The sequence below is a fragment of the Streptomyces sp. NBC_00271 genome, from assembly GCF_036178845.1.
GTDB lineage: Bacteria > Actinomycetota > Actinomycetes > Streptomycetales > Streptomycetaceae > Streptomyces.
On sequence record NZ_CP108070.1, the window covers coordinates 6,197,512 to 6,224,487 of the forward strand.

General features: G+C 72.9%; 22 protein-coding genes and 3 pseudogenes. 10 read left to right on the plus strand and 15 right to left on the minus strand.

Annotated features, from left to right (window positions below; genetic code table 11):
• Window positions 1-65: 65 nt before the first annotated feature.
• Window positions 66-740, plus strand: a complete 675-nt coding sequence (gene snpA / locus OG798_RS28260) for a snapalysin (protein WP_179436500.1) — start codon at window positions 66-68, stop codon at window positions 738-740.
• 117 nt (window positions 741-857) lie between these two features.
• Here snpA and OG798_RS28265 read toward each other — a convergent pair whose 3' ends face one another.
• The 3 genes from OG798_RS28265 to OG798_RS28275 form a co-directional block, all read right to left on the minus strand.
• Window positions 858-2,840, minus strand: a complete 1,983-nt coding sequence (locus OG798_RS28265) for an FUSC family protein (protein ID WP_328757882.1) — start codon at window positions 2,838-2,840, stop codon at window positions 858-860.
• Between the two features lie 39 nt (window positions 2,841-2,879).
• Window positions 2,880-3,887 carry an endonuclease/exonuclease/phosphatase family protein gene (locus tag OG798_RS28270; RefSeq protein WP_095853591.1) on the minus strand — a complete coding sequence of 336 codons (1,008 nt, stop codon included), beginning with the start codon at window positions 3,885-3,887 and terminating at the stop codon, window positions 2,880-2,882.
• Window positions 3,888-3,958: 71 nt separating this feature from the next.
• Window positions 3,959-4,744, minus strand: a complete 786-nt coding sequence (locus OG798_RS28275; protein WP_121418399.1) for an alpha/beta fold hydrolase — start codon at window positions 4,742-4,744, stop codon at window positions 3,959-3,961.
• 151 nt (window positions 4,745-4,895) lie between these two features.
• Between OG798_RS28275 and OG798_RS28280 the strand changes: the two genes are divergently transcribed.
• Window positions 4,896-6,236 carry an aminotransferase-like domain-containing protein gene (locus tag OG798_RS28280; RefSeq protein WP_121418398.1) on the plus strand — a complete coding sequence of 447 codons (1,341 nt, stop codon included), beginning with the start codon at window positions 4,896-4,898 and terminating at the stop codon, window positions 6,234-6,236.
• Here the strand turns inward: OG798_RS28280 and OG798_RS28285 are convergent.
• Window positions 6,151-7,050 carry a hypothetical protein gene (locus tag OG798_RS28285; RefSeq protein ID WP_095857932.1) on the minus strand — a complete coding sequence of 300 codons (900 nt, stop codon included), beginning with the start codon at window positions 7,048-7,050 and terminating at the stop codon, window positions 6,151-6,153. The genes OG798_RS28280 and OG798_RS28285 overlap by 86 nt on opposite strands.
• Window positions 7,051-7,291: 241 nt before the next feature.
• Window positions 7,292-7,750, minus strand: a complete 459-nt coding sequence (locus OG798_RS28290; protein ID WP_257016677.1) for a hypothetical protein — start codon at window positions 7,748-7,750, stop codon at window positions 7,292-7,294.
• Between the two features lie 154 nt (window positions 7,751-7,904).
• On the opposite strand from OG798_RS28290, the gene OG798_RS28295 reads away from it, so the two are divergent.
• From OG798_RS28295 to OG798_RS28305, 3 genes are all read left to right on the plus strand, one after another.
• Window positions 7,905-8,540 (plus strand): NAD(P)-dependent oxidoreductase, encoded by a 636-nt coding sequence (locus OG798_RS28295; RefSeq protein ID WP_095853590.1) that lies wholly within the window; start codon window positions 7,905-7,907, stop codon window positions 8,538-8,540.
• A gap of 113 nt (window positions 8,541-8,653) precedes the next feature.
• Complete coding sequence (locus OG798_RS28300) at window positions 8,654-9,808, plus strand: PP2C family protein-serine/threonine phosphatase (RefSeq protein ID WP_121418397.1); 1,155 nt, start codon at window positions 8,654-8,656, stop codon at window positions 9,806-9,808.
• A gap of 87 nt (window positions 9,809-9,895) precedes the next feature.
• On the plus strand, window positions 9,896-10,963 hold the full coding sequence (locus tag OG798_RS28305; RefSeq protein WP_328757883.1) for a hypothetical protein: 1,068 nt from the start codon (window positions 9,896-9,898) through the stop codon (window positions 10,961-10,963).
• 52 nt (window positions 10,964-11,015) lie between these two features.
• On the opposite strand, the pseudogene OG798_RS28310 reads toward OG798_RS28305, so the two are convergent.
• A pseudogene (locus OG798_RS28310) lies at window positions 11,016-11,384 on the minus strand (Ig-like domain repeat protein); the annotation flags it as partial.
• A 149-nt stretch (window positions 11,385-11,533) separates the two neighbouring features.
• Between OG798_RS28310 and OG798_RS28315 the strand changes: the two are divergent.
• The 3 genes from OG798_RS28315 to OG798_RS28325 are packed head-to-tail and all read left to right on the plus strand — an operon-like array spanning window position 11,534 to window position 16,105.
• Window positions 11,534-11,899, plus strand: coding sequence for a hypothetical protein (locus OG798_RS28315; RefSeq protein ID WP_211179035.1), 366 nt, complete (start codon window positions 11,534-11,536; stop codon window positions 11,897-11,899).
• A 4-nt stretch (window positions 11,900-11,903) separates the two neighbouring features.
• A complete protein-coding gene (locus OG798_RS28320) occupies window positions 11,904-14,606 on the plus strand; it encodes a caspase family protein (RefSeq protein ID WP_267062368.1) in 2,703 nt (900 codons plus the stop codon).
• On the plus strand, window positions 14,606-16,105 hold the full coding sequence (locus tag OG798_RS28325) for an extracellular solute-binding protein (protein ID WP_121415561.1): 1,500 nt from the start codon (window positions 14,606-14,608) through the stop codon (window positions 16,103-16,105). The genes OG798_RS28320 and OG798_RS28325 overlap by 1 nt, the downstream gene beginning before the upstream one ends.
• Here the strand turns inward: OG798_RS28325 and OG798_RS28330 are convergent.
• Both OG798_RS28330 and OG798_RS28335 read right to left on the minus strand, forming a co-directional pair.
• A pseudogene (locus tag OG798_RS28330) lies at window positions 16,083-17,337 on the minus strand (amidohydrolase). The gene OG798_RS28325 and the pseudogene OG798_RS28330 overlap by 23 nt on opposite strands.
• A gap of 54 nt (window positions 17,338-17,391) precedes the next feature.
• Entirely contained in the window at window positions 17,392-17,553 is a 162-nt protein-coding gene (locus tag OG798_RS28335; protein WP_183127257.1) for a hypothetical protein, read from the minus strand.
• Between the two features lie 152 nt (window positions 17,554-17,705).
• On the opposite strand from OG798_RS28335, the gene OG798_RS28340 reads away from it, so the two are divergent.
• The gene (locus OG798_RS28340; protein WP_328757884.1) at window positions 17,706-19,049 is read left to right on the plus strand and encodes a helix-turn-helix domain-containing protein; all 1,344 of its coding nucleotides are present in this window, start codon (window positions 17,706-17,708) and stop codon (window positions 19,047-19,049) included.
• A gap of 223 nt (window positions 19,050-19,272) precedes the next feature.
• On the opposite strand, the gene OG798_RS28345 is transcribed toward OG798_RS28340, so the two are convergent.
• The 7 genes from OG798_RS28345 to OG798_RS28375 all read right to left on the minus strand — a co-directional run bounded on the left by OG798_RS28345 (window position 19,273) and on the right by OG798_RS28375 (window position 26,313).
• The gene (locus OG798_RS28345) at window positions 19,273-19,857 is read right to left on the minus strand and encodes a GNAT family N-acetyltransferase (RefSeq protein WP_323138737.1); all 585 of its coding nucleotides are present in this window, start codon (window positions 19,855-19,857) and stop codon (window positions 19,273-19,275) included.
• A 69-nt stretch (window positions 19,858-19,926) separates the two neighbouring features.
• Window positions 19,927-21,765 carry an alkyl/aryl-sulfatase gene (locus tag OG798_RS28350; protein WP_095853583.1) on the minus strand — a complete coding sequence of 613 codons (1,839 nt, stop codon included), beginning with the start codon at window positions 21,763-21,765 and terminating at the stop codon, window positions 19,927-19,929.
• A 91-nt stretch (window positions 21,766-21,856) separates the two neighbouring features.
• Window positions 21,857-22,078, minus strand: a complete 222-nt coding sequence (locus OG798_RS28355) for a hypothetical protein (RefSeq protein ID WP_054234148.1) — start codon at window positions 22,076-22,078, stop codon at window positions 21,857-21,859.
• Window positions 22,075-23,841 (minus strand): transglycosylase domain-containing protein, encoded by a 1,767-nt coding sequence (locus tag OG798_RS28360; RefSeq protein WP_413253655.1) that lies wholly within the window; start codon window positions 23,839-23,841, stop codon window positions 22,075-22,077. Before OG798_RS28360 ends, OG798_RS28355 begins: the two co-directional genes overlap by 4 nt.
• A gap of 143 nt (window positions 23,842-23,984) precedes the next feature.
• Complete coding sequence (locus OG798_RS28365; protein WP_095853582.1) at window positions 23,985-24,686, minus strand: hypothetical protein; 702 nt, start codon at window positions 24,684-24,686, stop codon at window positions 23,985-23,987.
• Entirely contained in the window at window positions 24,683-25,285 is a 603-nt protein-coding gene (locus OG798_RS28370) for a SigE family RNA polymerase sigma factor (protein ID WP_121418395.1), read from the minus strand. The genes OG798_RS28365 and OG798_RS28370 overlap by 4 nt, the downstream gene beginning before the upstream one ends.
• A gap of 89 nt (window positions 25,286-25,374) precedes the next feature.
• Window positions 25,375-26,313, minus strand: a complete 939-nt coding sequence (locus OG798_RS28375) for a L,D-transpeptidase (protein WP_121415559.1) — start codon at window positions 26,311-26,313, stop codon at window positions 25,375-25,377.
• Between the two features lie 134 nt (window positions 26,314-26,447).
• Between OG798_RS28375 and OG798_RS28380 the strand changes: the two are divergent.
• Window positions 26,448-26,942: pseudogene (locus tag OG798_RS28380) on the plus strand (SigE family RNA polymerase sigma factor); the annotation flags it as partial.
• Window positions 26,943-26,976 lie beyond the last annotated feature (34 nt).

The following is a 26,976-nucleotide window of genomic DNA, read 5'->3' on the forward strand; positions in this document are numbered from 1 at the left end:
CACAGCGGACGCACAGGCATCGACACTCACCGATGACGACTTCCACCCCCACACAAGGAGTCATCGTGCGATTCTCCCTGCCCATGCTCTCGGCCGCGGTCGGGTTGGGCCTCACGGCCGCCACGTTCGGCGCGGTTCCGGCCACGGCGGCCCCCGCCCCCGCCTCCGCGTCGGCCCCGTACGCCGCCTACTCCGGATCGGCCGCGGAGGCCAAGGCGAACCAGGCGTTCTTCCAGGCGGTCATCAGGTCCGTCGCCGAGAAGCGCGCCGCGAACCCGAGCAGCGCCGCCGCCGTCACGGTCGTCTACAACGCCTCCCGCGCGCCGTCCTTCAGCGCGGAGATAGCGCGCAGCACCCAGATATGGAACAGCGCGGTCTCGAACGTCAAGCTCCAGTCGGGTTCGGCGTCGAGCGCCGACTTCACCTACCGCGAGGGCAACGACTCGCGTGGCTCCTACGCCTCCACGGACGGCCACGGCAGCGGGTACGTCTTCCTCGACTACGCGCAGAGCGAGCAGTACGACCCGATCCGTATCACCGCGCACGAGACCGGCCATGTGCTGGGTCTGCCCGACCACTACTCCGGTCCGTGCAGCGAGCTGATGTCGGGCGGTGGCCCCGGCCCGTCCTGCACCAACGCGATCCCCAACGCGACCGAGCGCTCGCGCGTCAACCAGCTCTGGGCCAACGGTCTCGCACAGGCGCTGGACAAGGCCCTGAGCAAGAGCAACGCCCGCTGATCACCTGACCCGTCAACAGCCAGTCCCCACCCCCCACAGGTGCGGGCCGTCCCCTGCACGGGCGGCCCGCACCCCCCTGTTTCCGGGCCGGACGACGCGGCTGCTGTCTCCGGTCGGTCAGTGCGGTGACGCGATGGCGCGGGCCGCCGCGACCTCCTGGCGCAGTGGCTCCAGCACACTGCCGGCCGGCCCGGTGAGATCCGTACGGACCGCGACGAGGGTGTCGGTCTCGCGAAGCCCGTCCGACAACTCCCGCAGTTGCAGCGCGACGTGGGAGATCTCGGCCGAGGAGGGGCACTGGGCGCCGTGCCGGATCCGTACCCCGGCGGCCGTGGTCGCGTCGACGATCCGCTCGACCGCGACGACGAGCGGCAGCCAGGCGGCGGCGCGCCGACCACTGGGCGGCGGTTCGCTCAGGGCGCGCTGGAACTCCGTGCGGATGGCGGACAGGTCGCGGTAGAGGCGGCGGCGCATCCGGGCGCGGGCCGCGGGGTCGACGTCCGCTCCGAAGGCGTACTCCACATAGCGGGCGGTGTCCGCGACCGCGTCCGCGAGGCGGTCGCCGACCCGGGTGTGCCAGCTCTCCGGCCACAGCAGATAGCCGGCGACGAGGGCGATCGCGCAGCCGATGAGGGAGTCGACGAGGCGTGGCACCAGCAGGGCGGTGCCCAGCTGGTTGAGGACGTCGGAGAGGAGGAGGATCACCGGGGTGACGGCGGCGGTCTGGTAGCCGTAGCCGCGTCGGCCGAGGACCGGGATGAGCGGGCCGAGGACGAACATGACCGGCACGTCCCACCAGCCGAGCGGCACCAGGGCGAGGACGACGGCCGCGACGACGAGTCCGGCCACCGTGCCGAGCGCGCGCAGCAGCGCCCGGGAGAAGACCGAGCCGAAGTCGGGCTTCATGACGAAGGTGATGGTGAGGGCGACCCAGTACGAGCGGGGCACCGGGACGAGGGAGACCAGGGCCTGGGCGAGGCCGATGCAGAGGGCGAGGCGCAGGCCGTAGCGCCAGGAGGCGGCGGACAGCAGGACGTTGCGGGAGGCGCGGGCGGCGCGCACGCGCAGGGATGGGGGTCCCCCCTGGTCGAGCGAAGCCGAGAGCTTGGGGGAGGGCCTGCCGAGGCGGTCGTCGACATTGCGGAGGGACGCCTGGCCGGCGGACCGGTCGCTGACGACGTCGGCGGCGTGCCGCAGGGCGTGGTCGACGGCGCGAGCGGTCTCGTTGGTGGGGACCGGGAGGCCGAGCCCTATGGGGCCGGTGTAGCCGGTCTCGACGGCGTCGGCGAGGTGGCGCAGGGCGTCCGGGACCTCGGGGGCCAGCGGCTCGTCGAACTGGTGGGCCGCCGGGGCGGCTTCGATGATGGGCGTGATGGCGTTGAGCTGGGCGAGCAGCCGGGCGAGTTCGGGGTTGCGGCCGTGGTGGAAGGCGCGCCGGGCGAGGGCGAGGTCGTAGGACTGGTTGAGGGACTGGGTGACGGCGAAGCGGATGTCGACGTACCGCTCGGTGCCGGTCGCGGCGAGCAGGTCGGCGACGGTCCGGTAGGTGTGGGCGACGGCGGCCCGTTCGGGGATGCCCGAGCGCAGCGGCCAGGCGAGCAGGGCCAGGGCCAGGACGAGGAGGCCGCCGCCGGACATCAGCACGGGCGCGAGCCACCAGGATCCCGGCAGGGGAAGTCCGGCGCCGATGGAGCAGTTGAGCAGGAGCAGCAGGCTGGACACGGAGGCCACGGCGCCGATCGTCGAGATCATCCCGGAGACGAGCGCGACGCCGGTGACCGCGCCGACGGCGACCCAGCCGTGGCCGTGGACGAGCGAGCCGATGGTGACGCCGATCGCGCCGAAGAGCTGGGGGATCGCGATGTTGAAGATGCGCATGCGGTAGGCGTCCGCGGTGTCGCCGATGACGCCGGACAGGGCGCCCATGGAGGCGAGGGCGCCGTACGCGGGTTCGCCCGCCGCGAGGCCGATCGCCAGCGGCAGGGCCAGCGCGATCGCGGCGCGCGCGGCGGCGGCCCAGGGCACGGGGGCCTGCTGCGGTCGGAGGTTCCTGACCAGCCAGTCGGGAGGGGTGAGAACACTGGGCAACTGGCGGGGCATGGACCCATTATGACCGCATCGCGCCACCGCTCCGGGGGCTCATTTGTGCTGGTGAAGGGTGATATCGACGACGAGCGCGCGATGGTCGCTGCCGGCGATGCCGAGGAAGGTGCCCGCGTTCGCGGAGAAGTCCCGGGAGACGAGGACGTGGTCGATCTGGGCGCCGAGGGTGGGGGCGGTGCGGGCGGGCCAGCTGGGGGTGCGCGGGGAGCCGGCCAGGCGGGCGCTGTCGCGCAGTCCGGTGTCGAGGATGCGGCGGAACGCGGCGTGGTCCTGGGAGGCGTTGAAGTCCCCGGCGAGGATGGTGGAGCCGTCCTTGCCCGCGGCGGCGTAGTCGCGCAGTTCGCCGAGCTCGTGCCGCCACAGTGCGACCTGCCCCGGCAGCGGTGGCATGGGGTGCGCGAGCTGGAGCCGTACGGCGTGCCCCTGTACGTCGGCCACGGCCCCCGGCATCCCCATCGTCCCGCGTACGCCGTCCGCCACCGCGAGCGGGAACCGGCTGATGATCACGGAGCCGTCGGATCCGGCGCCCTCGACGGACACGCGGTACGGATAGGCGCCCCCCGGGCCCTGGAAGGCCTTCTTGAGCGCGGCGGAGCACGTGTACTCGCACTCCTCCACGAACACGATGTCGGGCCGTCGCTGTTCGACGGCGGCGACGAGCGCGCGGGCACCTCTTCCGAACTGCACGTTCGACGTCATCACCCGCAGTTCGGCGACCGGACTCCCGGTCGGCTCACTGGTCCTGCCGTAGGGCTCGATGTACCAGGCGAGCGCGCCCAGCACCAGCACACCCCACACCATGCCGATGAGTCGGCGGGCGAACAGGGCGAGCAGGAGTGCGAGGCCGGTGGGCGCCAGGAGCCAGGGCAGGAAGGCGAGCAGTTGGGGCACGGGGGTGATGCCGTCGCTGTCGGCGGCCCGGCATCCGACTACCACGCTCACCCCGGCCAGCAGCAGCCCGCCCGCCCAGGCCGCGCCCCGTCGGCCCCCGGACCGCGTCGGCCGGTCCTCGGACCCCGCCGGGGCAGTCACCGCAGTCTCCACGTCCGGGCCTGCCTTCCGCTCGTTCGCGTGGGGTGCCCGAATCCTCCCTCACCGACGGGTGGGGCGTCTGCTCAGGCGTCGAGTCCGTCCAGGAAGTCCGCCAGCGCCCCGTTGAACTCCTTCGGTCGCTCCAGGTTCGGCAGATGGGCCGCCGAGGCGATCACGCGGAGCGTCGAGTGCGGCAGCGCCGCGTGCATCGCCTCCGCGTCCGCGACCGGGGTGTACTCGTCGTCGGCGCCCACGACGACGAGGGCCGGGACGGTGACGCGGGTCAGCAGGTCGCGGTAGTCGGGGCGCTCGGCCCGTCCGCGCAGGGCCGCCGCCGCGCCCTCGGGCGGCGTGGCGGTCATCATGCGGTGCACATGCGCCGCGACCTCGGCGTCCGCGTACGGCGCGACCATCTTGTACAGCACCTCGTCGGCGTAGCCGGCCATGCCCTCGCGCAGCAGGCGGTCCGCCGTCGCGGCGCGCGCCTTCCTGCCCTCCGGGGTCTCGGCCGTCGGGAACGTGTCGGCCAGCACCAGCCCCCGGATCCGCTCCGGGAACAGCCGGTAGCACTCCATCGCGATCTGGCCGCCCATGGAGAGTCCGGCGAGGATGAACCGGTCCACCCCGAGGTGGTCCAGCAGCGCCGCGATGTCCTCGGCGAAGGTGGCGAGGGGCGTGACGCCGGGGACCACCGCGGACGCGCCGTAGCCGCGCAGGTCCGGGGCGATCACTCGCCGTCGCGAGGAGAACGCGGCGATCTGAGGGGTCCACATCGTGTGGTCGAAGGGGTGGCCGTGGATCAGGACGAGAGGGAGCGCCGTGGCATCGGCGGCGTCCCCTTTGTCCTCGTATGCGAGGAAGGGTGCCATGGTCACGACCCTAGGTCCGGCCAACTGCTCGGTGCAATAGGATCTTTGCCCTCGGTGCAATCCGGGCGGTGCGACCCGATGCCGCGATCCGATGCGATCCGATGCTGCGATCAGAACGCGAACAAACGCGAACAGGGGGGAACTTCACGTGGTGGACGACTACCGGCGCATCGCCGACCGGCTCGCCGACGACATCGCCGCCGGGCGGCTCAGGCCCGGCGAACGACTGCCCCCGCAGCGGGCGTTCGCCCGGCGGCGCGGGATCGCCGGATCGACGGCCGGACGCGTCTACGCCGAACTGGTGCGGCGCGGACTGGTGGTCGGCGAGGTCGGGCGCGGCACCTTCGTCCGGGCCGCCCCGGTCCCCTCGGGACGCGCCCTCGCCGAGCCGTCCCCCGAATCCCCGGCCCCGCTCGTGAATCTGGAGCTCAACTACCCGTCCGTGCCGGGCCAGTCGGAGCTGCTCACACCCGCCCTCGCCCCGCTGCTGCGCCCCGACGTCCTCACCGAGTCCCTGCGCACCGCTCCCGCCACCGGTACGCCCGCCGCCCGCGAGGCCGCCGCCGACCTCCTCGCCACCCCGGGCTGGCGTCCGGCCCCGTCCCGGCTGGCCTTCGCGGGCAACGCCCGCCAGGCCATCGCCGCCGCGTTCGCCTCCCTCGTCCGGCCGGGCGGTCGCGTCGGCGTCGAGGCACTGACGTACCCCCTGGTCAAGGAGATCGCGACCCGGCTCGGCATCACTCTGGTCCCGCTGGCCATGGACGACGAAGGGCTGCGGCCCGAGGCGGTCACCGCGGCCCACCGCTCGGCGCCCCTGTCCGCCGTGTACGTACAGCCCACCCTGCACAATCCGACCGGCGCGACGATGGGGGACGCGCGCCGCCGGCAACTGGCCGACACCGCACGCGACCTGGACCTCCCGCTCGTCGAGGACCGCATCTGGTCCTTCCTCCACACCGGCCGTGACCCCCTCGCCGTCCACGCCCCCGAGCGCACCTACCTCGTCGACGGCCTCTCCAAGCGGGTCGCGCCCGGCCTCACCGTCGGCTTTCTCGTCGTGCCCGAGGACCGGGTCGAGGACGTGGCGGCGGCGCTGCGCTCCGGTGCCTGGAGCGCGGGACGGTTCGCGCTGGAGGCCGCGGTGCGCTGGCTGGGGGACGGCACGGTCGCCCGGCTGGTCACCGCCAAGCGGGCGGACGCGCAGCTGCGGCAGGGGCTGGTCGCCGAGCACCTCGCCGGGTTCCGTGTGCGGGCCGATCCGCGGGCGTACCAGGTCTGGTGGGAGCTGCCCGCGCCGTGGCGGGCGGACACGTTCACGGCGGCGGCAGCGGCGCGCGGGATCGCGGTGACCCCGGGCTCGGCCTTCGCCGCCGCCCCTGCTGCCTCGGCGGCCGGGGCGGACGCCGTCAGGCTCGGACTCGGGTCGGTGGCTCCGTCGGAGCTGGCCCGGGCGCTCGGGACGCTCGCCGACGTCGCGCGTACACGGCCGTGAGCAGGGCGGTCAGCGCCACCGTGAGGCCGAGGACGAGCAGCGCCCAGGAGACCAGGCGCAAGGTGTCGGTGAGGGCGTCGTAGACCGCGCCCACCGCCGTGGGGGACACGTCGGGCGGCAGGTCGGCGAGGGTGAGCCGGCGGCCGACGGCGATCGCGACGCCGAGCAGCGCGGCGCCCAGCGCCGTGCCGAGCCCGGTGGCCAGCACCGCCCGTCTGCGGCACACCGCGACGAGGATGCCCGTCACGGCGAGGACGGCCGCCGAGACGGGCAGCCAGAATCCGGCGACCTCAAGCACGTGGAACCCCTTCCGGAGCTCGGCCAGATTCTTCGAGGGCAACACCGTGATCTCGGTGTGCTCGACGTGGATACGGTTCGCCAACGGCACGTGCGCGCCGGCGAGTTGACTCCTGACCTGTTCGGCGACCGGGGCGAGGTCGATCGTCACGGCCTCCTCCCGGTCACTGCGCAGCGCCCGCATCACCGCCTCGTGCGCGGCCCGGTTCGCCGCCTGCCACGCCGTGTGGAACGCCGGTGTCAGCGTGAACGAGCGCACCGCGTCCCGTACGAAGTGGTTCACCGGCCCCTGGAGCGGTGCCCGCACATGGACTTCGCGCAGGATCCCGGTCGTGACGGCCGCGGCGATCGCCTCCCGTACGTCCGTGTCGGCGGCGAGCGGCTCCATCGCGGCCGCGTAGCGCTCGTCGTCACCGATCCCGTACGCCGCCCAGGTCGACAGCGCGCCGAGCGGCGCGAACAGGCAGGCGAGGGCGATCAGGACGGCCGACAGAGTGCTGCGCACACGAGGGGACACCTCACCAGGCAAGGCCGCGTGGGCGGCGGGCGCGAGCGGTGTGACTCCATATGGGTGCAAACGACAAGCCGCTCGGGTGGAGAGCTCACCCGAACGGGTGTTACCTGGTTGTAGTGGCTCTTCCCCAGACTCCTGGGACCTGGTCCCAGGGGGTAGGTGAGTGAGGGAGGTGCACGAGGCCCCGGCAGCCTGCCGGGGCCTCGTGCACCATGCCGTGGCGTCGCGTCGGCGTGCCGCCGCGTCAGTTCACCGGATGGCCCGCCGCGTCCTCGTGCGTGTAGTAGTGGTAGAAGCTCCCCGCGAGCACGAACACCGAGACCCCCAGTGCCATGAACGTGGAGCGCAGCACGGAAGCGCCGGTCAGGCTGTAGAGGAACCCGAACGCGATGCCCGCGAACGCGGTCCACACCAGCGCGTGCAGTTCACGCCTCAGCACCGGCGCCAGCATGCGCACGCCGATGTAGGCGGCCGCGAACACGATCGCGCACACGAACCCGAACAGGACGTTCCAGCCCGTGATCGATCCGGCGTCGCGCACGTTGGCCGCCGCCCAGTACCCGTAGAGCAGCCCGCCGACGACGGGCACCGCCCACTTCGCGACGGCGTGGGTGCGCTCGTCGAAGACATCGGGTGCGCGGTGCGTCCGCGCCGCCCAGGTCGAACCCGCGATTCCCGCCGTGCCCGCCGTACGCCCTGTCACCGCTCCGTGTCGTGCCCCTGACGCCTTCGAGACTGGTGCCGCGTGAGTCATGGGAGCACTCCTCTCTCCTCGCCCCGCCTTCCAGGTCACACCCCGGCCGGGTGGCTGGCAAGTCGGGATGCGGGGGTTTTGGCCTCGTGTTTCGCTGAACTCCATGAAGGTCGTACTCTTCGGCGCCACAGGAATGATCGGCAGCCGCATCGCAATGGAGGCATCGGCGCGCGGGCACCAGGTCCTGGCGGTGAGCCGCTCCGGGCAGTCGCCGGTCCCCGGGGTCACGGCGACCGCCGCGGACGCCTCGGACACGGCGAAGGTGACCGAGCTGGTGGCGGGCGCGGACGTGGTGGTCTCGGCCTGCGTGCCGCCGAGAGACGGGACGGATCCCAAGGGGCCGTTTCTGGCGCTGAACGCGGCGCTGGTGGAGGCCGCCCGGGCGGCCGGGGTGCGGCGGCTGGTGATCGTGGGCGGGGCGGGCAGTCTGGAGGTCGCGCCCGGACAGGCGGTCGTGGACCAGCCCGGCTTCCCGGAGGCCGTTGTGGCGGAGGCGCGCGCCCACAGCGACGCCCTCGACTTCTACCGCACGGTCGACGACCTCGACTGGACGTACATCTCGCCCGCCGCCGACATCGCCCCCGGCGCCCGCACCGGCGTCTTCCGCCTGGGCGGCGACCAGCTGCTCACCGACGAGCACGGCAACAGCCGGATCAGCGCCGAGGACTACGCCATCGCCCTCGTCGACGAACTGGAGACGCCCGCCCATCCGCGCGCCCGGATGTCGGTGGCGTACTGACGAGGAAGGGGTGGCACGGCGACGTGGGCGCCCTGCGACGCATCCGAGACCTGTCGCCGCTGCTCGGCCCGGTGCACCCGGAACAGCGCGACGACTCCGTCCAGCGGCAGAAGATGCTGCGGCTGCGCGGCCACAGCGTCGCCTGGGTGCCGCCGCTGGTCCTGCTCATCGCGATCGGACTGGCCGACTGGAACACCTCCGGCGAGTTCCGGATCATCACCTGGATCGTCGTCGTCCCCGGCATCGCGGCGGCGATCTGCGGGGTGTGGACCACGGCGGTCTTCGCCTGCCTGGCGGTCGTCACCTACGCCGAGGTGGACGCGTCCTGGGAGCACCAGTACCAGACCGGCCTTCCCGACTTCATCCTCGTCAGCGTGGGCGGCGTCCTCGCGATCCTGGCCTGTGCCGTGCGGGTCCGCGGCGAGCGGCGCATGCTGCACATGATGGACGTCGCCGAGACCACCCGGCGCACGGTGCTGCGGCCGATGCCGCAGGGCTGGGGCGGCCTCGACCACGCGGCCGTGTACCTCGCCGCCGACAGCGAGGCCCGGGTCGGCGGGGACTTCTACGACATCCAGCCGGGCCCCTGCGGCACCCGGCTCCTCCTCGGCGACGTGCAGGGCAAGGGGCTGGGCGCGGTGGAGTCGGCGGCCGCGCTGCTCGGCACGTTCCGCGAGGCGGCGTACCACGAACCCCTCCTGCGGACGGTCGCCGATCGTCTCGAGGTGCGGATGCTCCGGCACGTCGGCTACCGCACGGCGGTCGGCCGCGACGACCACGACCGCTTCGCCACCGCCGTCCTGGTGGGCTTCCCCGACGTCGCCCGGGACACCGTCGAGTTCGTCAACTTCGGCCACGAGCCGCCCCTCGTGGTCGCGCCCGACGGCGTACGCACCCTGCCGCCGGGCCACGGACTCCCGCTGGGTCTCTCCGAGCTGACCTCCGACCAGCCGCTCGTCCTGACCGCCGTACTGGTCCCCGGCGAGACCCTGCTCCTCGTCACGGACGGGGTGACCGAGGCCCGCGACGCCGACGGCGCGTTCTTTCCGCTCCTCGACCGGGTGACGCACGCCCTGACCGAGGACCCGGGCACCGCCGAGCCACAGCGCCTCGTCGAACTCGTCCGCGACGGCACACTGCAGCACTGCGGCGGGCGGCTGGCCGACGACACCACGATCTTCGCGGTACGACGGCGGGGGGACCCCAGGCCGGTGGTGTCGCCGAACGTGGTCCCGGAGGGCACGGGCGGGGGTACAACCCAGCCATAGGCGGGCGTTTGCCCGGCTGCCGTCCCCCCTTCGCAGGCACAGCGGTTACGGTGCTGGCGTACGTGATCGATGGGGAGGGAGGGAACCATGCCCGGAACCGTGCTGCTCCTCGCGGCCTCACCGGTGGGCAAGGGGTGTCTGGTGGACGCGGCCTCCGTGCTCCCCGTGCTCGCGGCGGTGTCCCCCGCGGTGCTGTCCGGCACGGACACCGCGAACGTGGTGGAACTGGCCGACCCGTTGGAGCCGCAGGCCGTGCTGACCCGGCTGCGCGCGGCCGCCACGGCTCCCGGCCCGCTGACGATGTTCGTGACGGGCCAGCTCCAACTGGACCGCCGCCAGCGCCTGCCGCACCTCGCACTCGCCCGCACCACCCCGTCGACCGTCCGCTACACGGCCTTCCCCTGGCACTGGATCACTGAGGAGCTCCGGCTGCGCGCGCCGGGCACCACCGAGCTCCTGGTCGACCTGCACGCCGACGCGGAGACCTGGGAGCACCTCGCGACGAGCCCGCTCACCACGGGTACGGGGGTCGGCCTGTATGGGCGCGTCGCCCCGCCGCCGCCCCGGCGCACGGTGGCTTCACCGGCGTACATGAAGGCCCTCGCCACGATCCTGCGCAGCGGCCTGCGGCCCGAACTCCCGCTGCTGCACCAGCAGTCGCTGGCACGGGCCGAGGCCGAGAGCGGGCCGTCGGGGATCGTGCTGGCGGCTCCCGCACGGATACCCGTGGTCCCGGACCCGCACGCCGCGATCACCGCCGCCGCGCAGGCGGGCCGGCACGGCGAGGCCGCGGCACTGGCCGCGCGCTGGGAGCAGGAGGCGGCCCGCACCTGGGGCGTCGCCTCCGAACAGGCCCTGCACTGGGCGGAGGTCCGCGCGGACCTGGCGATGCTCGCGGGCGACCCGGTCGGCAGCTGCCGCACCTGGCTGGCGATCGCCGGACACCGGCTGGACGCGGGCCAGCCCGCCGACGCCCCGGCCGTCGAGTCGGCCGTGGACCGGGCCCACCACCAGTGGGGGCAGATCGGCGACTCCGCCCGGGCCGTCGAACTCGGCTCCGCGCTGGCCGAGTTGAGGCTGCACGTGCCCGGACGCCGACGGGGCGCCCTCGACCACGTGCAGCGGCACCTCAGCAGGCTCCAGGCGCGGGTGTGATGCTCGCGTTCAGGACCCGGCGGGCAGTTGGTGGCGGGCTTCCGGGTCACGATCAGCTGGTGAAGATGAAGTACTTCCAGTCGCCGTGCGTCGTCGAGTTCACGTTGTCGCCCGACGTGCCGTTGTAGTACGAGGAGCGCACGCGCATCCGGTAGCCCTTCTTCTTGTACTGGCCCCTGATCGCCGTGGACACCTTCACCTTGGCGCCGACGGTGCTGCTCACGGACTTCGACTTGTAGCGCGAGTCGCCCGCGAACTTCGCGGTGACCTTCGCGTCGCGCGTGAGGTCGAGCGTCACGGTGAGGTTGCCCGAGGAGTTCACCTTGCCTGACTTCACCAGCTTGTTGGGCTTGTCGGAGCCGAACGGGTCGGCCCAGATCTCGACCGTGCGGTTCTTGTACGTCGACCCCAGGTGCGCCGTGACTGTGAGCCGTGTGTGGCGAGTGGGCAAAGGTTAAGTCATGCCACTGACAACAGGAGGCGCAGGGGTCCCAGGAATGTGTGGGCATGCCGTTCCGCCCCTGTCGAGAGCCTCCCCCGGCGTCAACTCCGGTGCCATGATGGTGAGTCATGACTGCTGAGGGGGAGGGTGTGGCAGCCCGGGCCATCCGCGTGCGTCTGGACGGGACGGCGAGCGACAGCGATGTCGGCGCCCTGAAGAAGTGGCTGGAGCGGGAGAGGCCGCTGGAGCAGCTGGTCAAGCGGGGCGATCTCAGGATCGAGGAGCGCGCCGGGACCGACGAACAGGGCACACCCATGGGCGTCGGCATGGACATCGTGCTGGTGCTGATCGGGGCGGGCGCCGAGACGCTCTTCAAGGAACTGCTCGCACAGGTCAAGAGCGCGGTGCGGGCCTGGAGCGACAACCGTGGCTCCGTGGAGAACGGCGATCCGCCGGAGGCCCGTGTCGATCCCCTGGGTCCCGACGAGAGGTAGCGGGGTGGACCGCTTCGACCCGCGGGGAAAGGTGAACCGGGCGCTGCTGGTCGGTGTGTCCGAGTACGAGTTCACGCGGCCGAAGCACCGCGACGGCGTCCCGGGCCAGCTGCCCGCCGTCGCCCACAACCTCGCCGTGCTCGTACGGGCCCTGGAGCGGGGCGGAGTCCTGCGGCCCCTGGAGATCACCGTCGCGCGCTCGCCGCGGCTGGCCGACTTCCGCCACTCCCTGCGCGCGGCCGCCGGCTCCGCCGAGGGGCTGCTCCTGCTCTACTTCGCCGGACACGGCGCCGTGCCCAGCGCGGGCGACGAACTGTGGCTGCAGATGCGCGACGCCGAGGTCGTCCGGGGCGAGACGGCGGGGTTCGAGGGCGCGGCCCGGTTCACCAACGTGCTGCGCATCCTCGCCAACAGCCACGCGGAGCGGATCGTGGTCGTCCTCGACTGCTGCAACGCGGGCAATGCCGCCCGGGTGTGGGAGGCCGTGGAGCGCCCCGACGTCCGACGGCGCGTCTCGGTGCTGATGAGCGTGCAGGCCAACCACCGCATCGACGCGGGCGACGCCGACACCCCCACGCCGTTCACCGCCCGGCTGGTGGAACTGCTGACGTCGGGCATCGAGGATCAGCAGGGCGAGGGGCAGAGCGACGAGGGGCGGGGCGACGAGGTTCACTTCCTGGCCCTCGCGGAGGCGCTCAGGGCCTACATGTCCACCCACCACCGGACCGAACGCGGGGAAGCCTGGGAACCGCAGAGCCGCACGGAGAACCCTCCGGTGGACGTGGTGCTGGGGATCCGGGCGGGGGCCGGGAGACCCGTCGGCTCCAGGGCGGAGGCCGTCGCACCGGGCGCCCCGGGCCGCCCCGTGTCCGGTCGCCGTCGGCGGCGCGCCTTCGGGGCCCGGGTGCGGGCGGCGACGGCCCGGTTACGGTCCGGGGCCGTGGGCCCGCTCGCGCTCCTGCCCTCGGCTCCCGCCCCGAACCGGCTCCCCGGCCAGGCCCCCGGCGGACGATCGACCCGCCGCGCCGCCGTCGTCCTCCTCGTCCTCGCCGCCGCCCTCGGTCTCGTCGGCTACTTCGTCGTCGACAACGCGGCCTCCGACCGGTCCGCCTGCGGCCCGCCCGTGGAGCTGCGGCTGCTCACGGACCCCGATCTCGAATCCACCGTCCGCAAGGCGGCCGACACCTATCTCACGTCGGCGGCGAACACCACGGGCGGCGGCTGCCGGCGCAGTGGGATCACGGTGTACGGCGCGGGCTCGGCGGCCGTGGTGGCGGGCCTGCGCGACCAGTCGGACCCTTGGCAGCGGCCGGTGAGCGACGACACCGACCCGCAGCGCGACATCGGGCCCCAGCCGGACATCTGGATCCCGGGCACGCGCGCGACCGCGGCCAGGGCGCGCTCCTTGGGGGTGGCGCGGACCTACGTGACGCTGGAGCCGGACGCGGCGCCGTTCGCGTACTCCCCGATGGTGCTGTCGCTGCCGCAGGGCATCGCCGAGGACTCGCAGCGCGAGCGGACCGGCGACTCGCTCGCGGGCCTGCGGGCGAAGCTGGCGCGCCGGGACAAGAGCGCCTCCGTACGGCGCCCGGACCCGGAGAACACCGACTCCGCGCTGCTCGCCACGGTCGGCCTCTACGGTCCGGGCAAGGCCGACGTGGGCCGGGCGGAGGGGAGCGTGGCCCAGACCGGACCGCCCGCGCCCACCGCCGGTGACCTGCTGTGCACCCTGCCCGACGACGCGGACACCGACCGGAGCACCGCGGCCCTGGTACCGGAGTTCCTGATGGTGAGCGGGGTCGGCTGCGACCGGACGACGCGCACCCCGCGGATGGCCGAGTACCCCGACGACGTGCCGGGCCTGACGCCCACCTTCGTCCGCGTCCGCTGGACGGGCGGCGACAAGGACGAGGCGGCCCGGGACGACGCGGTACGGCGTTTCCACGACTGGCTCACGGGCACCGGTCTCGCGGTCTTCGGGCAGGACGGCTTCCGCGCCCCTTCCGGCGCCCGCGCCTTCCTCGCCGCCCACGACTCGGCCACCGGTCTGATCTCCGACCCCGGCCGGCCCGCCGGGGCCGCGGGCGCCGAGGCGATGGACACGGCCCTGAACCAGTACCGCAACGCCAAGGGACCCGGCCGGGTGCTCTTCCTGCTGGACAGCTCCGGCTCGATGGCCGGCCTGTGGCAGGGGCCGGGCGGCGCCCCCGGCATCCTCAAGCAGTCCCTCGGCGGACTCGGCACACAGGACGAGTACGGCGTCTGGTCCGTGGCCTCCCCGGGCCGGAGCCCGTACGCCGAACTGCTGCCCTTCGGACCCCATAAGCGCGGCGACGCCGAGCGGGCCCTTGACCGGGCCGCGGTCAAGGACGCGGAGGCCGACCCGTACGGCGCGCTGAAGGCGGCGCTGGACACCATGGACCGGAAGGGCAGGGACGACGACCGCCCCGAGCTGATCGTCTTCCTCACGGACGACGAGGACGACAACCACCTCACGGCGAAGGGCCACTTGGACGAGCTGCTCACCGCGGCCCGCGCCAACGGCGTCCCGGTGGTCATGGCGGCCCTCGACAGCGGCGGCTGCGCCAAGGGCAGGCCCGACCAGCGGATCTCCGACGCGAGCGGCGGGCGCTGCCTGGACACCAAGGGCGACCTCGTGGCGGGCCTGCGGGACGAGGTCGCGCGCACCGGAACGGGGGACGAGTGATGCGGCGACGGCGGCGGACATCCGGGCGGGGCCCTCGGCGGGTCCACGGACGTATCCATGGGCGGGTCCACGGACGAGTCCATGATCGGGTCCACGGACGAGTCCACGGGCGGGTCTACGGATACGGGCTGGCCCTCGCTCTGCTGCTGACCGCCTGCACCGGCGGCGGGCAGGCCGGACCCGGACCCGGCGCCACGGTCTCCCCGGGCGCCTCCGGGGACATCGTCGTGGCCAGCGGGCGGGACGTGACCGGCAAGGGCGGCATCCGCCAGCAGCTCATCGACGCGTGGAACGCCCGGCAGGACAGGGAACACAGCGACGTCCACGCCCGCCTGGTCGAACTCCCGGGCTCCGCCGACCAGCAGCGCAGCCAGCTGCTCGGCGCGCTCCAGTCCGGCAGCGCCCAGTACGACGTCGTCAACCTGGACGTCACCTGGGTGCCGGAGTTCGCCGCCGCGCACCTCATCCGCCCGCTGCCGGACGACCTGGTCGACGCGGACGTCATCAAGTCGGTCGCGAGCACGGCCCGTTGGGGCGGAAAGCTCTACGCCGTCCCCTTCAACAGCGACGTCGGCCTGCTCTACTACCGCCGCGACCACCTCAAGCAGGCGCATGTCCAGGACACCGACCTGAGCAAGGGGATCACCTGGCGGCAGCTGCGGGACCTCATCGACGCCGTCGAGGCGCCGGGCCGGTCGCGGCCGAAGGGGTACGAGAAGGGCTGGACCACCCAGCTCGGCCCGTACGAGGGACGCACGGTCAACGGGATCGAGGCGTTCCTGTCCGCCACCGACGGCGCAGGCCTCACCGACGAGAGCGGCCGTTACACCGCCACCGTCCAGCAGTTGACGGACGGGATCGCGGAGCTGCGTGCCCGCACCCAGGGCGCGTACACGCTCGGGGACGCGGTCCGCTCGGACGAGGGCGAGTCGCTCACCGACTTCGCGGACGGGCGTACGGCGTTCCTGCGTCACTGGCCCTACGCCTACCGCACCCTGCACCAGTCCCTGAGCGACGCGCAGCTCGGCGTCGCTCCGCTGCCCGGCCGGGCGGTGCTCGGCGGCCAGAACCTGGCGCTGGCCGGATCGTCCCAACGGGTCGACAAGGCAAGGGAGTTGATACGGTTCCTCACCAGCAAGGAGAGCGAACGCTGCCTGCTCGACGCGGGGTTCGCGGCCACCCGGGAAACCGCGTACACCGCCGACGACGTGACCTGCGGCGTGGCGAGGACACCCGGAGCGGCCTCCCCCTCGGCCTCGCCCTCAGGCGAGAGCGCCGACCGCATGCCGCGCGACGACCACGGGCGTCCCGCGTACGCCCGGACGATCCTGCTCCCCGCGCTCCGGCGCGCCGTCCAGCGCCCCCGCACCCCCTTGTACGGCGCGTTCACCCAGACGTTCGCCACCGAGCTGGGCAGGCTGTTCAGCGACGACCCGCCGGGCGACGCGGAGTTGGCCGCCGCACTGGACAAGGAACTCAGGAAGGCTCTCCCGGGCTGACGAGATACGCGAGCGCCCCCGACACCAGTGTCCGCACGCCCGGTGCGAGCGTCGCCAGTGTCGGGCGCGAACTGCGGGCTGTGATTGCTGGGCACGGCCGCGAACTTCTCCATGAGGTCGTCGCCCGGGGCCGCGTCCCACACCTCGGCCGGGGTGCTGGTCACGAACCAGTAGGAGTACGGGATCTTCCCCTCCGCGAGCCGGGGGAAGTCCTCGCTGCCCATCGCCGGGCCCGGGTCGAGGATCGTCCCGGTGCCGAAGACCTCGCCGTGCACGGCCGCGACCCGGCGGTCGGTCTCCGGGTCGTTGACGGTGACCGGGAAGCTGTTGCCGACGACGACGTCGGGCTCGCGCGGGCAGCCGGCGGCCAGGCACTCGCCCGCCGCGATCCGCCGGATCGCCGCGATCATCCGCTCACGGACCTCGTCCGACTGCGTACGGATGTTGAGGGCGATCCGGGCCTCGGCGGGGATGATGTTGTGCCGGGTGCCCGCCTCGATCCGTCCCACGCTCAGCACGGCCGACTCGCGTGCCGCGAGCTCCCGGCTGACGACGGTCTGCAGCCGGGTCACGAGGTACGCGGCGGTGACGACCGGATCGACGGTCGACTCCGGACGCGAACCGTGCCCGCCCCGCCCGTGCACGACGATGTCCACGTCGGTGGAGGCGGACATGATCAGGCCGGGTGAGTGGGCGTAGAGCCCGGCGGGACCGGGGGCCGCGTGCTGGGCGAGCAGGACGTCCGGCCGCGGGAACCTCTCGTACAGTCCGTCCGCGACCATCGCCGAGGCGCCCTCGCCGGTCTCCTCGGCGGGCTGCCCGAGCACGAGGAGCGTGCCGGACCAGGCGTCGCGTCCGGCGGCGAGCGCCCGGGCCGCGCCCGCCAGCCAGGTGACGTGCAGATCGTGCCCGCAGGCGTGCATCAGGCCGGGCACCCGGGAGGCGTACGGCAGTCCGGTCTCCTCCTGCACCGGCAGCGCGTCCATGTCGGCGCGCAGCAGCACGGTCGGCCCGGGCCCGTTGCGCAGGACGCCGACGACTCCGGTGCCGCCGACGCCGGTGGCCGTGTCGAACCCGGACGTGCGCAGCCGGTCGGCGAGCGCGGCGGCCGTGCGGTGTTCCCGCAACGACAGCTCCGGGTGCCGGTGCAGGGCCCGGTAGAAGTCCTCCAGGTCGGGAACCGGGAGGTCGGCTGTGAGGTCCAGTGCGATACGTGCGGCAGGCGAGATCACGGGGCCAGCGTAGGGGCCGCCGACGGGACGGGGGAGTTCCCGTCGGCGGCCGGTCTATCGAAGGGCCTGCGCGTGGCCCGTGAGGTGCTGGAGGTGCGGGTTGGTGGCTTCGGCCGCCCGGGCGGGGCCGGCGTTCGCTGCCAGGACCAGGGCGGCGACGGCGACGACGGCCGCACCGAATCCTCTGAAGTAGCGCGCGGAAATACGTCGGAGCATGGCGACCTCGCAACAACAGCGGCGTATTAAGCAGGCTTAATCCGCCGCTTAACGTAGGGGTTCGAAGCATCAAAGGGCAAGGGGCGCAAGGGGAGTTGGACAATAGTCAAAAGTTGGCCGAGTGTAAGTCGGGTTAATGGCATGCTTAATCCATGGCGGAGCGTGACGGCCCGGAGGTCATCGGGCGCAGGGTTCAGCAGTTGCGTACGGAACGCGGACTGACGCAGAAACAGTTGGCGGAACCGGCGTACACGCCCGCGTACATCTCCACCCTGGAGGCCGGGCGGGTGCGGGCCTCCGAGCCCGCGCTGCGGCACATCGCCGAGCGGCTCGGGGTGGCGTACGAGGAGATCGCGACCGGGCGCCCCGCCCATCTCGCCACCGATCTGCGGCTGCGGCTCACCGACGCCCAGCGCACGCTCGCCACCGGCGAGGCGGAGGTCGCGGCGGAGCAGTACGACGCGCTCCTCGCGGAGGCGGACGCGCACGGGCTTGTCGCCGAGCAGGCCGCGGCGCTGCTCGGGCTCGGCGAATGCGCCCTGGAGACCGGGAACCTGGAGACCGCGCGGGAACGTTTCGAGGCCTCGGAACAGCGCCTCGGCGACGCGCCCCTCCCGAACCGGGTGCCCGCCCTGCGCGGCCGGGCCGTGTCCCACTACCTCGCCGGTGAACTCCGGTACGCCTGCTATCTGTTCGAGTCCACCCTCGACGAGCTCAACCGCACGGGGATGCACGACCCGGACGCGCTGCTGCTTCTCTACACGGGCGTCATCGCCCCGTACATGGACATGGGTGCCCATGCGCGGGCCGCGCAGGCGGCGGAGTTCGCGCTCGCCCTGGCGCCCCAGGTGGGTGATCCGGCCCTCGTCGCCCGGATGCACCGCTCCGTCGCCCGCACGATGATCGCCGAGGGCCGGGTCGCCGAGGCGGACGCCTCCCTCGCCAAGGCCTCCGAGCTCTACCGGCAGCTCCAGATCCGTACCGAGCTCGCCAACTGTCACTGGATGCGCGGCTACTTGTATGCGCAGAACGGTGAATTGGATCGGGCGGAGGGCGAGTTGCGGGAGGCGCAGGCGATGCTCTCCGCGAAGCGCGCCGCGCTGTACACGAGCCAGGTCAACGTGGAGCTCGCGGACGTACTGCACCGGCGGGGGAAGTCGGCCGAGGCCGCCGTCCTCCTCCACGAGGTGCTCGGTGACCTCAGTCCCGAGCGCGGCGCCGTGCACTCGGCCGGCGCGCACCGCCTGCTCGGCATCATCGCCGAGGACGCCCGGGACACGGAGTCCGCCGAGGAGCACTACGTGCGGGCGCTGAGTCTTCTCGAGCGGGCGGGGGCGGCGGGGGATCTCGCCGACCTGTGCCGGCTCCTGGGGGACCTGTTGCGTCGCACGGGACGGGTGGAAGCGGCCCTCGACGCCTACCGTACGGGCCTCGGCCACCGTACGGCCCCCGGCACCACCACCCTGGGCCCGGCCCCGGCCCAGCCCCCGCTGTAACGGTCGGTTCCGCGACTGCGGGCGGTTCCTGGGCCGCGGGCCGGTGGGGGCTGGTCGCGCAGTTCCCCGCGCCCCTAAAAGCCTCGGCGCGCCCTCGTTTTCAGCCCGTCCGGCGTTTGAGGACGAGGCCGTTCAGGCCGATAGCGGGGGTCTGGGGGCGCAGCCCCCTGGGATGGGACGGGTAGGGGCGGCGGGGGCGAGAAAGGCGTACCCCGACCGGTGTCTAGGAGGCGGGTATCTCGGACGCGGGGATCTCGAAGATGGTTTCGAGGCCGTCCTCCTCGTCCCACTGTTCGCCGACCTCCGTGAAGCCGAACCCGGCGATCGTCGCCAGGGACGCGGCGTTGTCGGGACTGATCGTCACGCGCAGGGTCCGGACCCGGGCGTCGGCGGCGGCCCGGCGCATCAACGCGGCCAGGATCGCCCGTGCGTAGCCCTGGCGGCGGTGGGCGGGGTCCACGGAGTAGCCGATCTCCACCATGCCCGTCTCGTCCGGCGGCCCGTGGAATCCGGCGAAGCCGACGACCGTACCCTCCGGTTCGGCGATCACGACCTTGGACAGCCATCCCGCGCTCTCGGGGTGCGCGGTCAGCTGGTTCAGCCGGTAGCGCCAGAGCCAGCGCGCGCTGTCGCTGAGGAAGTACTCGGTGAGTTCGGCCCCCACCTCCCCGCCGGCCCGGTCGAGGTCGGAGTCCAGCAGCGCGGTCATGGCCGCGCTCGTCACCTCGACGAATCGCACCGACTTCGGGCCGGTGGGGAGGACGCGGGTGGGTCGCTCGATGTGGTCTCTTGCAGCGTTGTCTGTCACAGCGCGGATCCTCATCGGGGGGAGCCGGACCTGTCGAACGGTTTTCCCCGGCACGCTCTCCCGGGGCCTTTACGGCGTCACGATCGGGAACGCCTTGTCCGGCTCGGAGACGTACGACAGCAGCCGGGCCAGCACGGTGGTGTCGCCGTCCGACTCGATGCCCGCGAGGCCCCGGCCCGACACGACCCCGAGCAGTTCCGGGCGGGTGAGGGTCAGGGTCAGGTCCGCGTGGGGCTTCGGGGTGTGATGGACCGGCATGGCGCGGTGGGTGAGGGCGCCGTTGTGGAGGTTCACGCGGTGGCGGCGCTGCTCGTCGATGATGACGAGGTCGAGGGTGAGGTGTTCGTTCCAGGCGCGGGGGCCCTCGATACGGACGGCGAGCGAGTCGAGGAGCATGCTCACGGTCAGTGCGGACGTCAGTTCGGGGCTCGTGGTGTCGACGGGGATGTCGGCGGTGCCCGCGCGCAGTTCCAGGGCGGCCGTGAGGTAGGCGTTGCGCCAGGTCCCGTTCTCCGCGCCGTAGCCGAGCCGTTCGTAGACGCCCGCGAGGGTGTCCTTGGCCGCGTTGTTCGACGGGTCGGAGAACACCAGGTGGTTGAGGAGGGTGGCGGCGAACCGCAGGTCACCGGAGTCGATGTACGCCCGAGCCTTGACCAGGGTCTCCGTCTGGCCGCCCGCCAACTCCACGTACCGCCGCCCGAGTTCGACCGGCGGATGCTCCCAGAGGTGGGCGGGGTTGCCGTCGTACCAGCCCATGTACCGCTGGTAGACGGCCTTGACGTTGTGGCTGACCGAGCCGTAGTAGCCGCGGGCGTGCCAGGCCCTCTCCAGGGCGGGCGGCAGCAGCAGTTCCTCGGCGATCTCGGTGCCGGTCAGACCCCGGTTGAGCATGCGGAGGGTCTGGTCGTGCAGGTAGGCGTACAGGTCCCGCTGTTCGCCGAGGAACCTGACGACGTTCGCCCGGCCCCAGATCGGCCAGTGGTGGGAGGCGAACGCCACGTCGTAGGTGTCACCGAACACGTCGATCGTCTCGTCGAGGTAGCGGGCCCACACGTGCGCGTCGCGGACCGGGGCCCCGCGCAGGGTGAGCACGTTGTGCAGGGTGTGGCTGGCGTTCTCGGCCACGCACAGGGCGCGCTGCTCGGGGAGCAGGAAGTTCATCTCGGCGGGCGCCTCGGTCCCGGGCGTGAGCTGGAAGACGAACCGCACGCCGTCGATGGTCTCCTCCTGCCCCGTCCGGGTGATGTCCACGTTCGGGGCGATGAGCGTGACGGTGCCGGTGGAGGTGATGGTGCCGAGCCCGGTACCGATCTGGCCGCGCGGGGCCCTCGGCAGCCGGGAGCCGTACATGAACGACGACCGGCGCAGCATCGCGTTGCCGGCGAAGACGCTCTCACTGACCGCGTGCTCGAGGAATCCCTCGGGTGCGAGGACGGGCAGCCCGCTCTCGCTGCCGTGCGCCACCACTCCGCGGGCGCCGCCGAAGTGGTCGACGTGGGAATGGGTGTAGACGAGCCCGGTCACGGGCCGTGAGCCCCGGTGTTCGTGGTAGAGCCCGAGCGCGGCAGCGGCGCACTCCGCCGAGATCAGCGGATCGATCACGATCACACCGTGCTTGCCCTCGACGAGGGTCATGTTCGAGAGATCGAGGCCGCGCACCTGGTACACGCCCTCGGTGACCTCGTACAGGCCGTGGCGCGCGCACAGCTGTGACTGCCGCCACAGGCTGGGGTGCGCGGTGTCGGGGCAGTCCTCGTCCAGGAACGCGTACGCGTTCCCGTCGTAGACGATCTGTGCCTCGGCGTCGGTGATCACGGGCGGGTCCAACGCCGCGATGAACCCCCGATCGGCGTTCTCGAAGTCCGTGAGATCGTCGAAGGGAAGGTCATCACGCGCCGGGACGGTCATACGTCCAGCCTCTGCCGACGAGCGGTGAGCGGCTAGTGGAGTGGGCCGTTCGTGACGTGCGCGGTCGCGAGGTGTGGGCTCGTGACGTGCGTCAGAGCCGGTCCATCCGGGTGTAGGGGCTGAGGATGCGGGCCTGGCGGGAGCCGAAGTCGACGAGCATGGCGATGCCCTCTTCGACACCGATGATCGTGCCCAGGCCGAACTGGTCGTGGGTGACCCGGTCTCCGAGGCTGAATTCCTTGGCCACGGGGACGACCGGGGCGGCGAAGGGGCTGGTGGGCAGGTGGCGCCGGGGCGCGGAGGGTTTCGTCATCGTGTAGCCAGTATGGGCTTTGTTTGGCCGGTTGGAAGCCCCGGATTTGGTTCCGCAGCCGGATCGTGGCCTTCGGCGGTGCCGACGATCTTGGACCAGACACCCTCGGCGACGGACAGTGAACGGCTCCCCGCCGTGTACGGGAGGGGTGCGGGCAGGGCCGCCTTCTTGCCCTTGGCCGGGTGTTCCGCGAAGAGGGCGACGGTGAGGGTGAGATGTTCGTCGTAGGTCGTCTGCCACAGCGTGCGCAGACCCGCGGCGCCGGTCTGGGTGGCCAGAGGAGCGTCCGACCGGCCGTACAGGAACTTGGCGACCGTCCCCGCGTCGGCGCGTGTCATGGCCGTACGGGTGCGGGGGTGGGCCTCGTAGAGGGTGCGGCCCGCGCGGGTGATCTTCGCGACCGTGTACGGCGTGGCGTAGACACCGTGCGCCGCCGCCGTGGCGTACGCGGAGGCGAGCCGGAGCGGGGTCGGCGCCGCGGTGCGGGTGAGGTCCGTGAGGGGGGCGAGCAGCTTCATGCTGGAGAACGGCTCGAGCGCGGTGCCCGCCTCCACCGCACCGTCCCGCGCGTCGTTGAAGGGCTGGCTGGCGTAGTCCGCGCCGCCGTACAGCACGCGGACCGCGCCGTCGCCGGGGACCAGCGCGACCACGGCCGTGTGGACCCGGACGTCCCCGCTCGCTGTCACCTCGGCCTGCTTCTTTCCACCTGCCTTCGCCTCGGCCGCCTTCGCCTCGGCCGTCTTCTCCCCGGTCTTCTTCCCGCTCTTCTCTCCGGTCTTCTTGTCGGTGCCGTCGGCCGCCAGCTCCGCCGTCGCGTCCTGCGCCGTCAGGTCGAAGGTGGTACGGACCGTGTAACCACCGCGGGCGAGCTGGTCCTCGGTGATGCCGAGCCGGTCGGCGGCCTCCGAGGCGGCCGCGTCGATGAGGTACTGGCGCTGGCCGTCCGTGTCGCCCGGCGGATAGAAGCGGAAGGCCGGGAAACGGGCCCCGGCCCGCTGCGCGGACGTGATCGCGCCGCTGTCCGCCATCGCGTCCAGCACCCACTCCCAGCGGTCCACCAGCTTGGCCGTCACCTTCGGGTCGGAGCCGGCCTTCTCGTAGTACGAGGGAATGTTGATGACGGACGCGAGCGCCGCGCCCTGGCTCACCGTGAGGTCCTTGGCGTCGACGCCGAAGTAGTTCCTGGCGGCGGACTGGATGCCGGCCGCGCCCCGGCCGAAGTACACCGTGTTGAGGTAGCCCTGCAGGATCTCGTCCTTCGAACGGGTGCGGTCCAGCTTGATCGAGATCAAGGCCTCGCGCGCCTTGCGGGACAGCGTCTGCTCCGGGCTGAGCAGGGCGTTCTTCACGTACTGCTGGGTGATCGTGGAACCGCCCTGCCGGTCGCCCCCGCTCACCGTCGCCCAGGCCGCCCGGGCGATCGCCTTCGGGGAGATCCCGGTGTCCGTGCGGAAGGACCGGTTCTCCGCCGCGATCACCGCCTCCTGCACATAACGGGGGACCTGCGAGAGCGGGACCTCCTGCCGGTCCACGGGGCCGCGCCGGCCCAGGTAGTCGCCGTGGTCGTCGACGAAGACCGTGCTCTGCATGGCCGTCTCCGGGTGCGGCTCGGGGATCTTCGTCAGGTGGTACGCCACCACGGCCGCGCCGACGAGGTTCGCGAGGAGCGCGAGCAGCACGACGAGCGCGCGGCGCACCCGGCGCCCGCGGGTGCGACGGATTCGGATCCGCCGCTTGACGAGCCTGCGTCGCAGGCCCGCCAGGAGCCGGCCGCGCCCACCGACGCCGTGGCGTCCGCGACCGGGCCCATGACCGGGGCTGCCGCCCCTGTCGTGGTCATCGGCGATCACAGCGACGCCGGTGCCGCCGGCGCCCGTGCCCGTGCCCGTGCCCGCGTCCGCGCCGTTCACCGGCCGGCCCCCGTGCTCGCTGTCACCCCGCCCGCCGAGTCGTACACCGTGACTCTCCTGGTCACATCGACGGGCCTGCCGGGGGCGACCGACTTCGGTGCGCTCACCACCGCGTACCAGACTCCCCAGTGCGGTCCGCCCGCGAGGGTGAGGGCCGTGCCCGCGATCCGGCCCGCGGTGGTCTCGATCTCGACCCGCGCCGCCTCGCGCTTGCCGCGGTAGACACCGGAGAGGAAGTACCCCCGGTCCCCCGCGCCCTCCTGCTGGACGGTGACGCCTGGCTTGTCGACGCCGTCCTTCACACTGCTGAACAGCGGCCCGGAGCCGGCGGCCGAGGACCAGTGCGCGCCGTCCTCGGTGAGCCAGATCTTGATGCCGTGCGCGACCTCGACCCGTTCGCCGGCGGTCACGACCCGCACCGTGGCCATGGGCGTACCTGAGGGGGACGCCCCCCGCTCGTCGCCCGACCCCGGGGACACGGCCGCGCGCAGGGCGACCACGGCCAGTGGAACCACGAGCAGCGCGCACGCGGACCCCGCCACCGCGGCCGTACGGCGCCGCCCGCGCTGCCGGCCCGCGCGCTCAATGGCGGCCAGCGGCACGGCCGAGGGGGTGACGTCGTAGGCGGCTTCGGCGAACACCTCGCGCAGCCGCTCGGACTCGGCCGAGGGACGCGGGAACTTGCGGTGACGTTTCATGAGCGGGCTCCGGAGACGGGGTATCGGCGAGCGGGGGACGAGGCGACGGAGGGGGCGGCCAAGCGGGCGACGAGGGAGGGATGGGCGCGCAGGGCCGCGAGACCGCGCCGGGCATGCGCCTTGACCGTGCCGGCCGAGCAGCCGAGCAGCTGCGCGATCTCGGCCTCGCCCAGTCCCTCCCAGTGGCGCAGTACCACCACGGCCCGCCGCCGCGCGGGCAGCGCGGCCAGCGCCCGGCCGAGCGCGTCCCCACGGCCGACGGCCCCCGCGGGAGCGGGCAGGGATCGGCGCGCCCGCTCGGGCACGAGCGGCGTCAGCAGACGGGCGGCGCGTCTCCTCCGCGTCCGGCCGAGGTGGGTTCTGACCAGGGAGCGCCGTACGTAGAAGTCGACGTCGTCGCGCGGGATGCGCCGCCAGCGGGCGCGGACCCGGGCCAGCGTGGTCCGCACGAGATCCTCGGCCTCGCGGAGGCCGCCGGTGAGCAGGTGCGCGGTGCGGACCAGACGGGGCCAGGCCGCGGAGGCGTACGGGGCGAACTCGCCGTTCCGGGCAGACGCGTCGGCGGTTTCGGAGGAAGCGGGGGAGGAGGTGTGACGCACGGCCTGCGGTCCCTCGGAGTCGGGTACGTGGGGGGTGTGGGCGGGCGGGGGAGCCGGGACCTGAACACCCGGCTCTCCCGCCCGCACGCTCACTTCAACGCGCTGCCGGCCCGCCACTGGGCCCAGTCCGCGTTCCAGTCGCCGTAGCCGTTGCCCACGGCCACCGTGTCCTTGGAGCCGACGACGGTGATGACGTCGCCGGGGATGACCTCGTCGTAGAACTTCTTGGCGGTGCCGTCCGTCGCGAGTCCGACGCACCCGTGGGTGACGTTCTGGTGCCCGGCGTACGTATTGGCCTTCGGGTTCTGGTGGAGGTAGGTCCCGGAGGTGGTGAGGTGGACGGCGTAGTAGTAATAGCCCGCGTAGGCGTCGCCGTAGCCGACGGTCCGCGAGTTCATGAAGACCTTGGTCGCCTTGTCGGAGACGACCATCGTGCCGTTCCAGGTGTCCATGCCCGGGGCGCCCGCGGTGATGGGCACACTCCGGGTCTGCCCGTCCTTGACGACTCTCATCATGTGCGTGCGCACGTCGACGGTGGCGACGAGCGAACGGCCCACGGTGAAGTGCCGGGTGATGGCCGAGCCCGCCCGCACCGTGACCTCGGTGCCCGGCCTCCAGTACGCGCGCGGCCGGAAGTCCACCCGCTGCCCCTCCAGCAGATTGCGGTCCTTCACCCAGCTCCAGGAGCCCTCGACATCGGCGTCGACCTTCAACTGCCGCTCCACCTCGGCCCGTTCACCGGCCGGTATCGCGTGGTCGAAGGTCACGGATATCGGCATGCCGACGCCCACGGTCTGCCCGTCGGCGATGTTGACGTGCGCGCCGGTCAGCTTCGCGAGGGGTTTGGTCCTGACGGGCCGGGGGGTCGGCTGCTGACCGACCGTCGCGTTCGGCTTCGCCGCCGTGTCCACCTCGGTGCCCGCGCCCCCCGCCACCGCCCCCTTCGAGCAGCCGGCCAGCGCGAGCGCGCACACGGCGGCCGCCGTCCCAACGGCCGCGATACGACGGCTCCTGGCTCTCCTGGTCATCGTGATCCCCCTGCGGTGTGTTTCGATGTGCGGCGTACGGGACCTGTACGCACGGCACGGACCGCCGGGTTGCACGGGGCAGGGGAAAATCCGAAGTCTTCGGCGGGGGCACGACCGGGGAAGAGACGGGGGGCATGACCGAGGAAGAGTTCGACGCGTTCTACGCCGCCGCGTTCCCCCGGCTGACCGGTCAGCTGTACGCGTTCACCGGGGACCACGGCGAGGCGCAGGACGTCGTCCAGGAGGCGTTCGTCCGCGCCTGGGACCGGCGGCGGGAGTTCCTCGCCGAAGGGGCGCCGGAGGCGTGGATACGGACCGTGGCGATGCGGCTCGCGGTGAGCCGCTGGCGCCGCGCGCGCCGCTGGCTGGAACTCGTCCGCCGCACCCCGCCGCCCGAGCACACGCCGGGCCCCGACCCCGAGCGCACCGCGCTGGTCGCCGCGTTGCGCACGCTGCCCGAGGCGCAGCGGATGGCGCTGGTGCTGCACCATCTGTGCGACCTCAGTGTCGAGCAGGTAGCCTCCGAAACCGGTGCCCCCGTGGGCACGGTCAAGGCCCGGTTGTCCCGCGGCCGGGCGGCGCTGGCGCAGACGCTGGCGACGGCGGACGAGTGGGAGACCGTCGACGGGGGCAAGAAGAGCGCGGACAGGGGGAAGCCGTCCG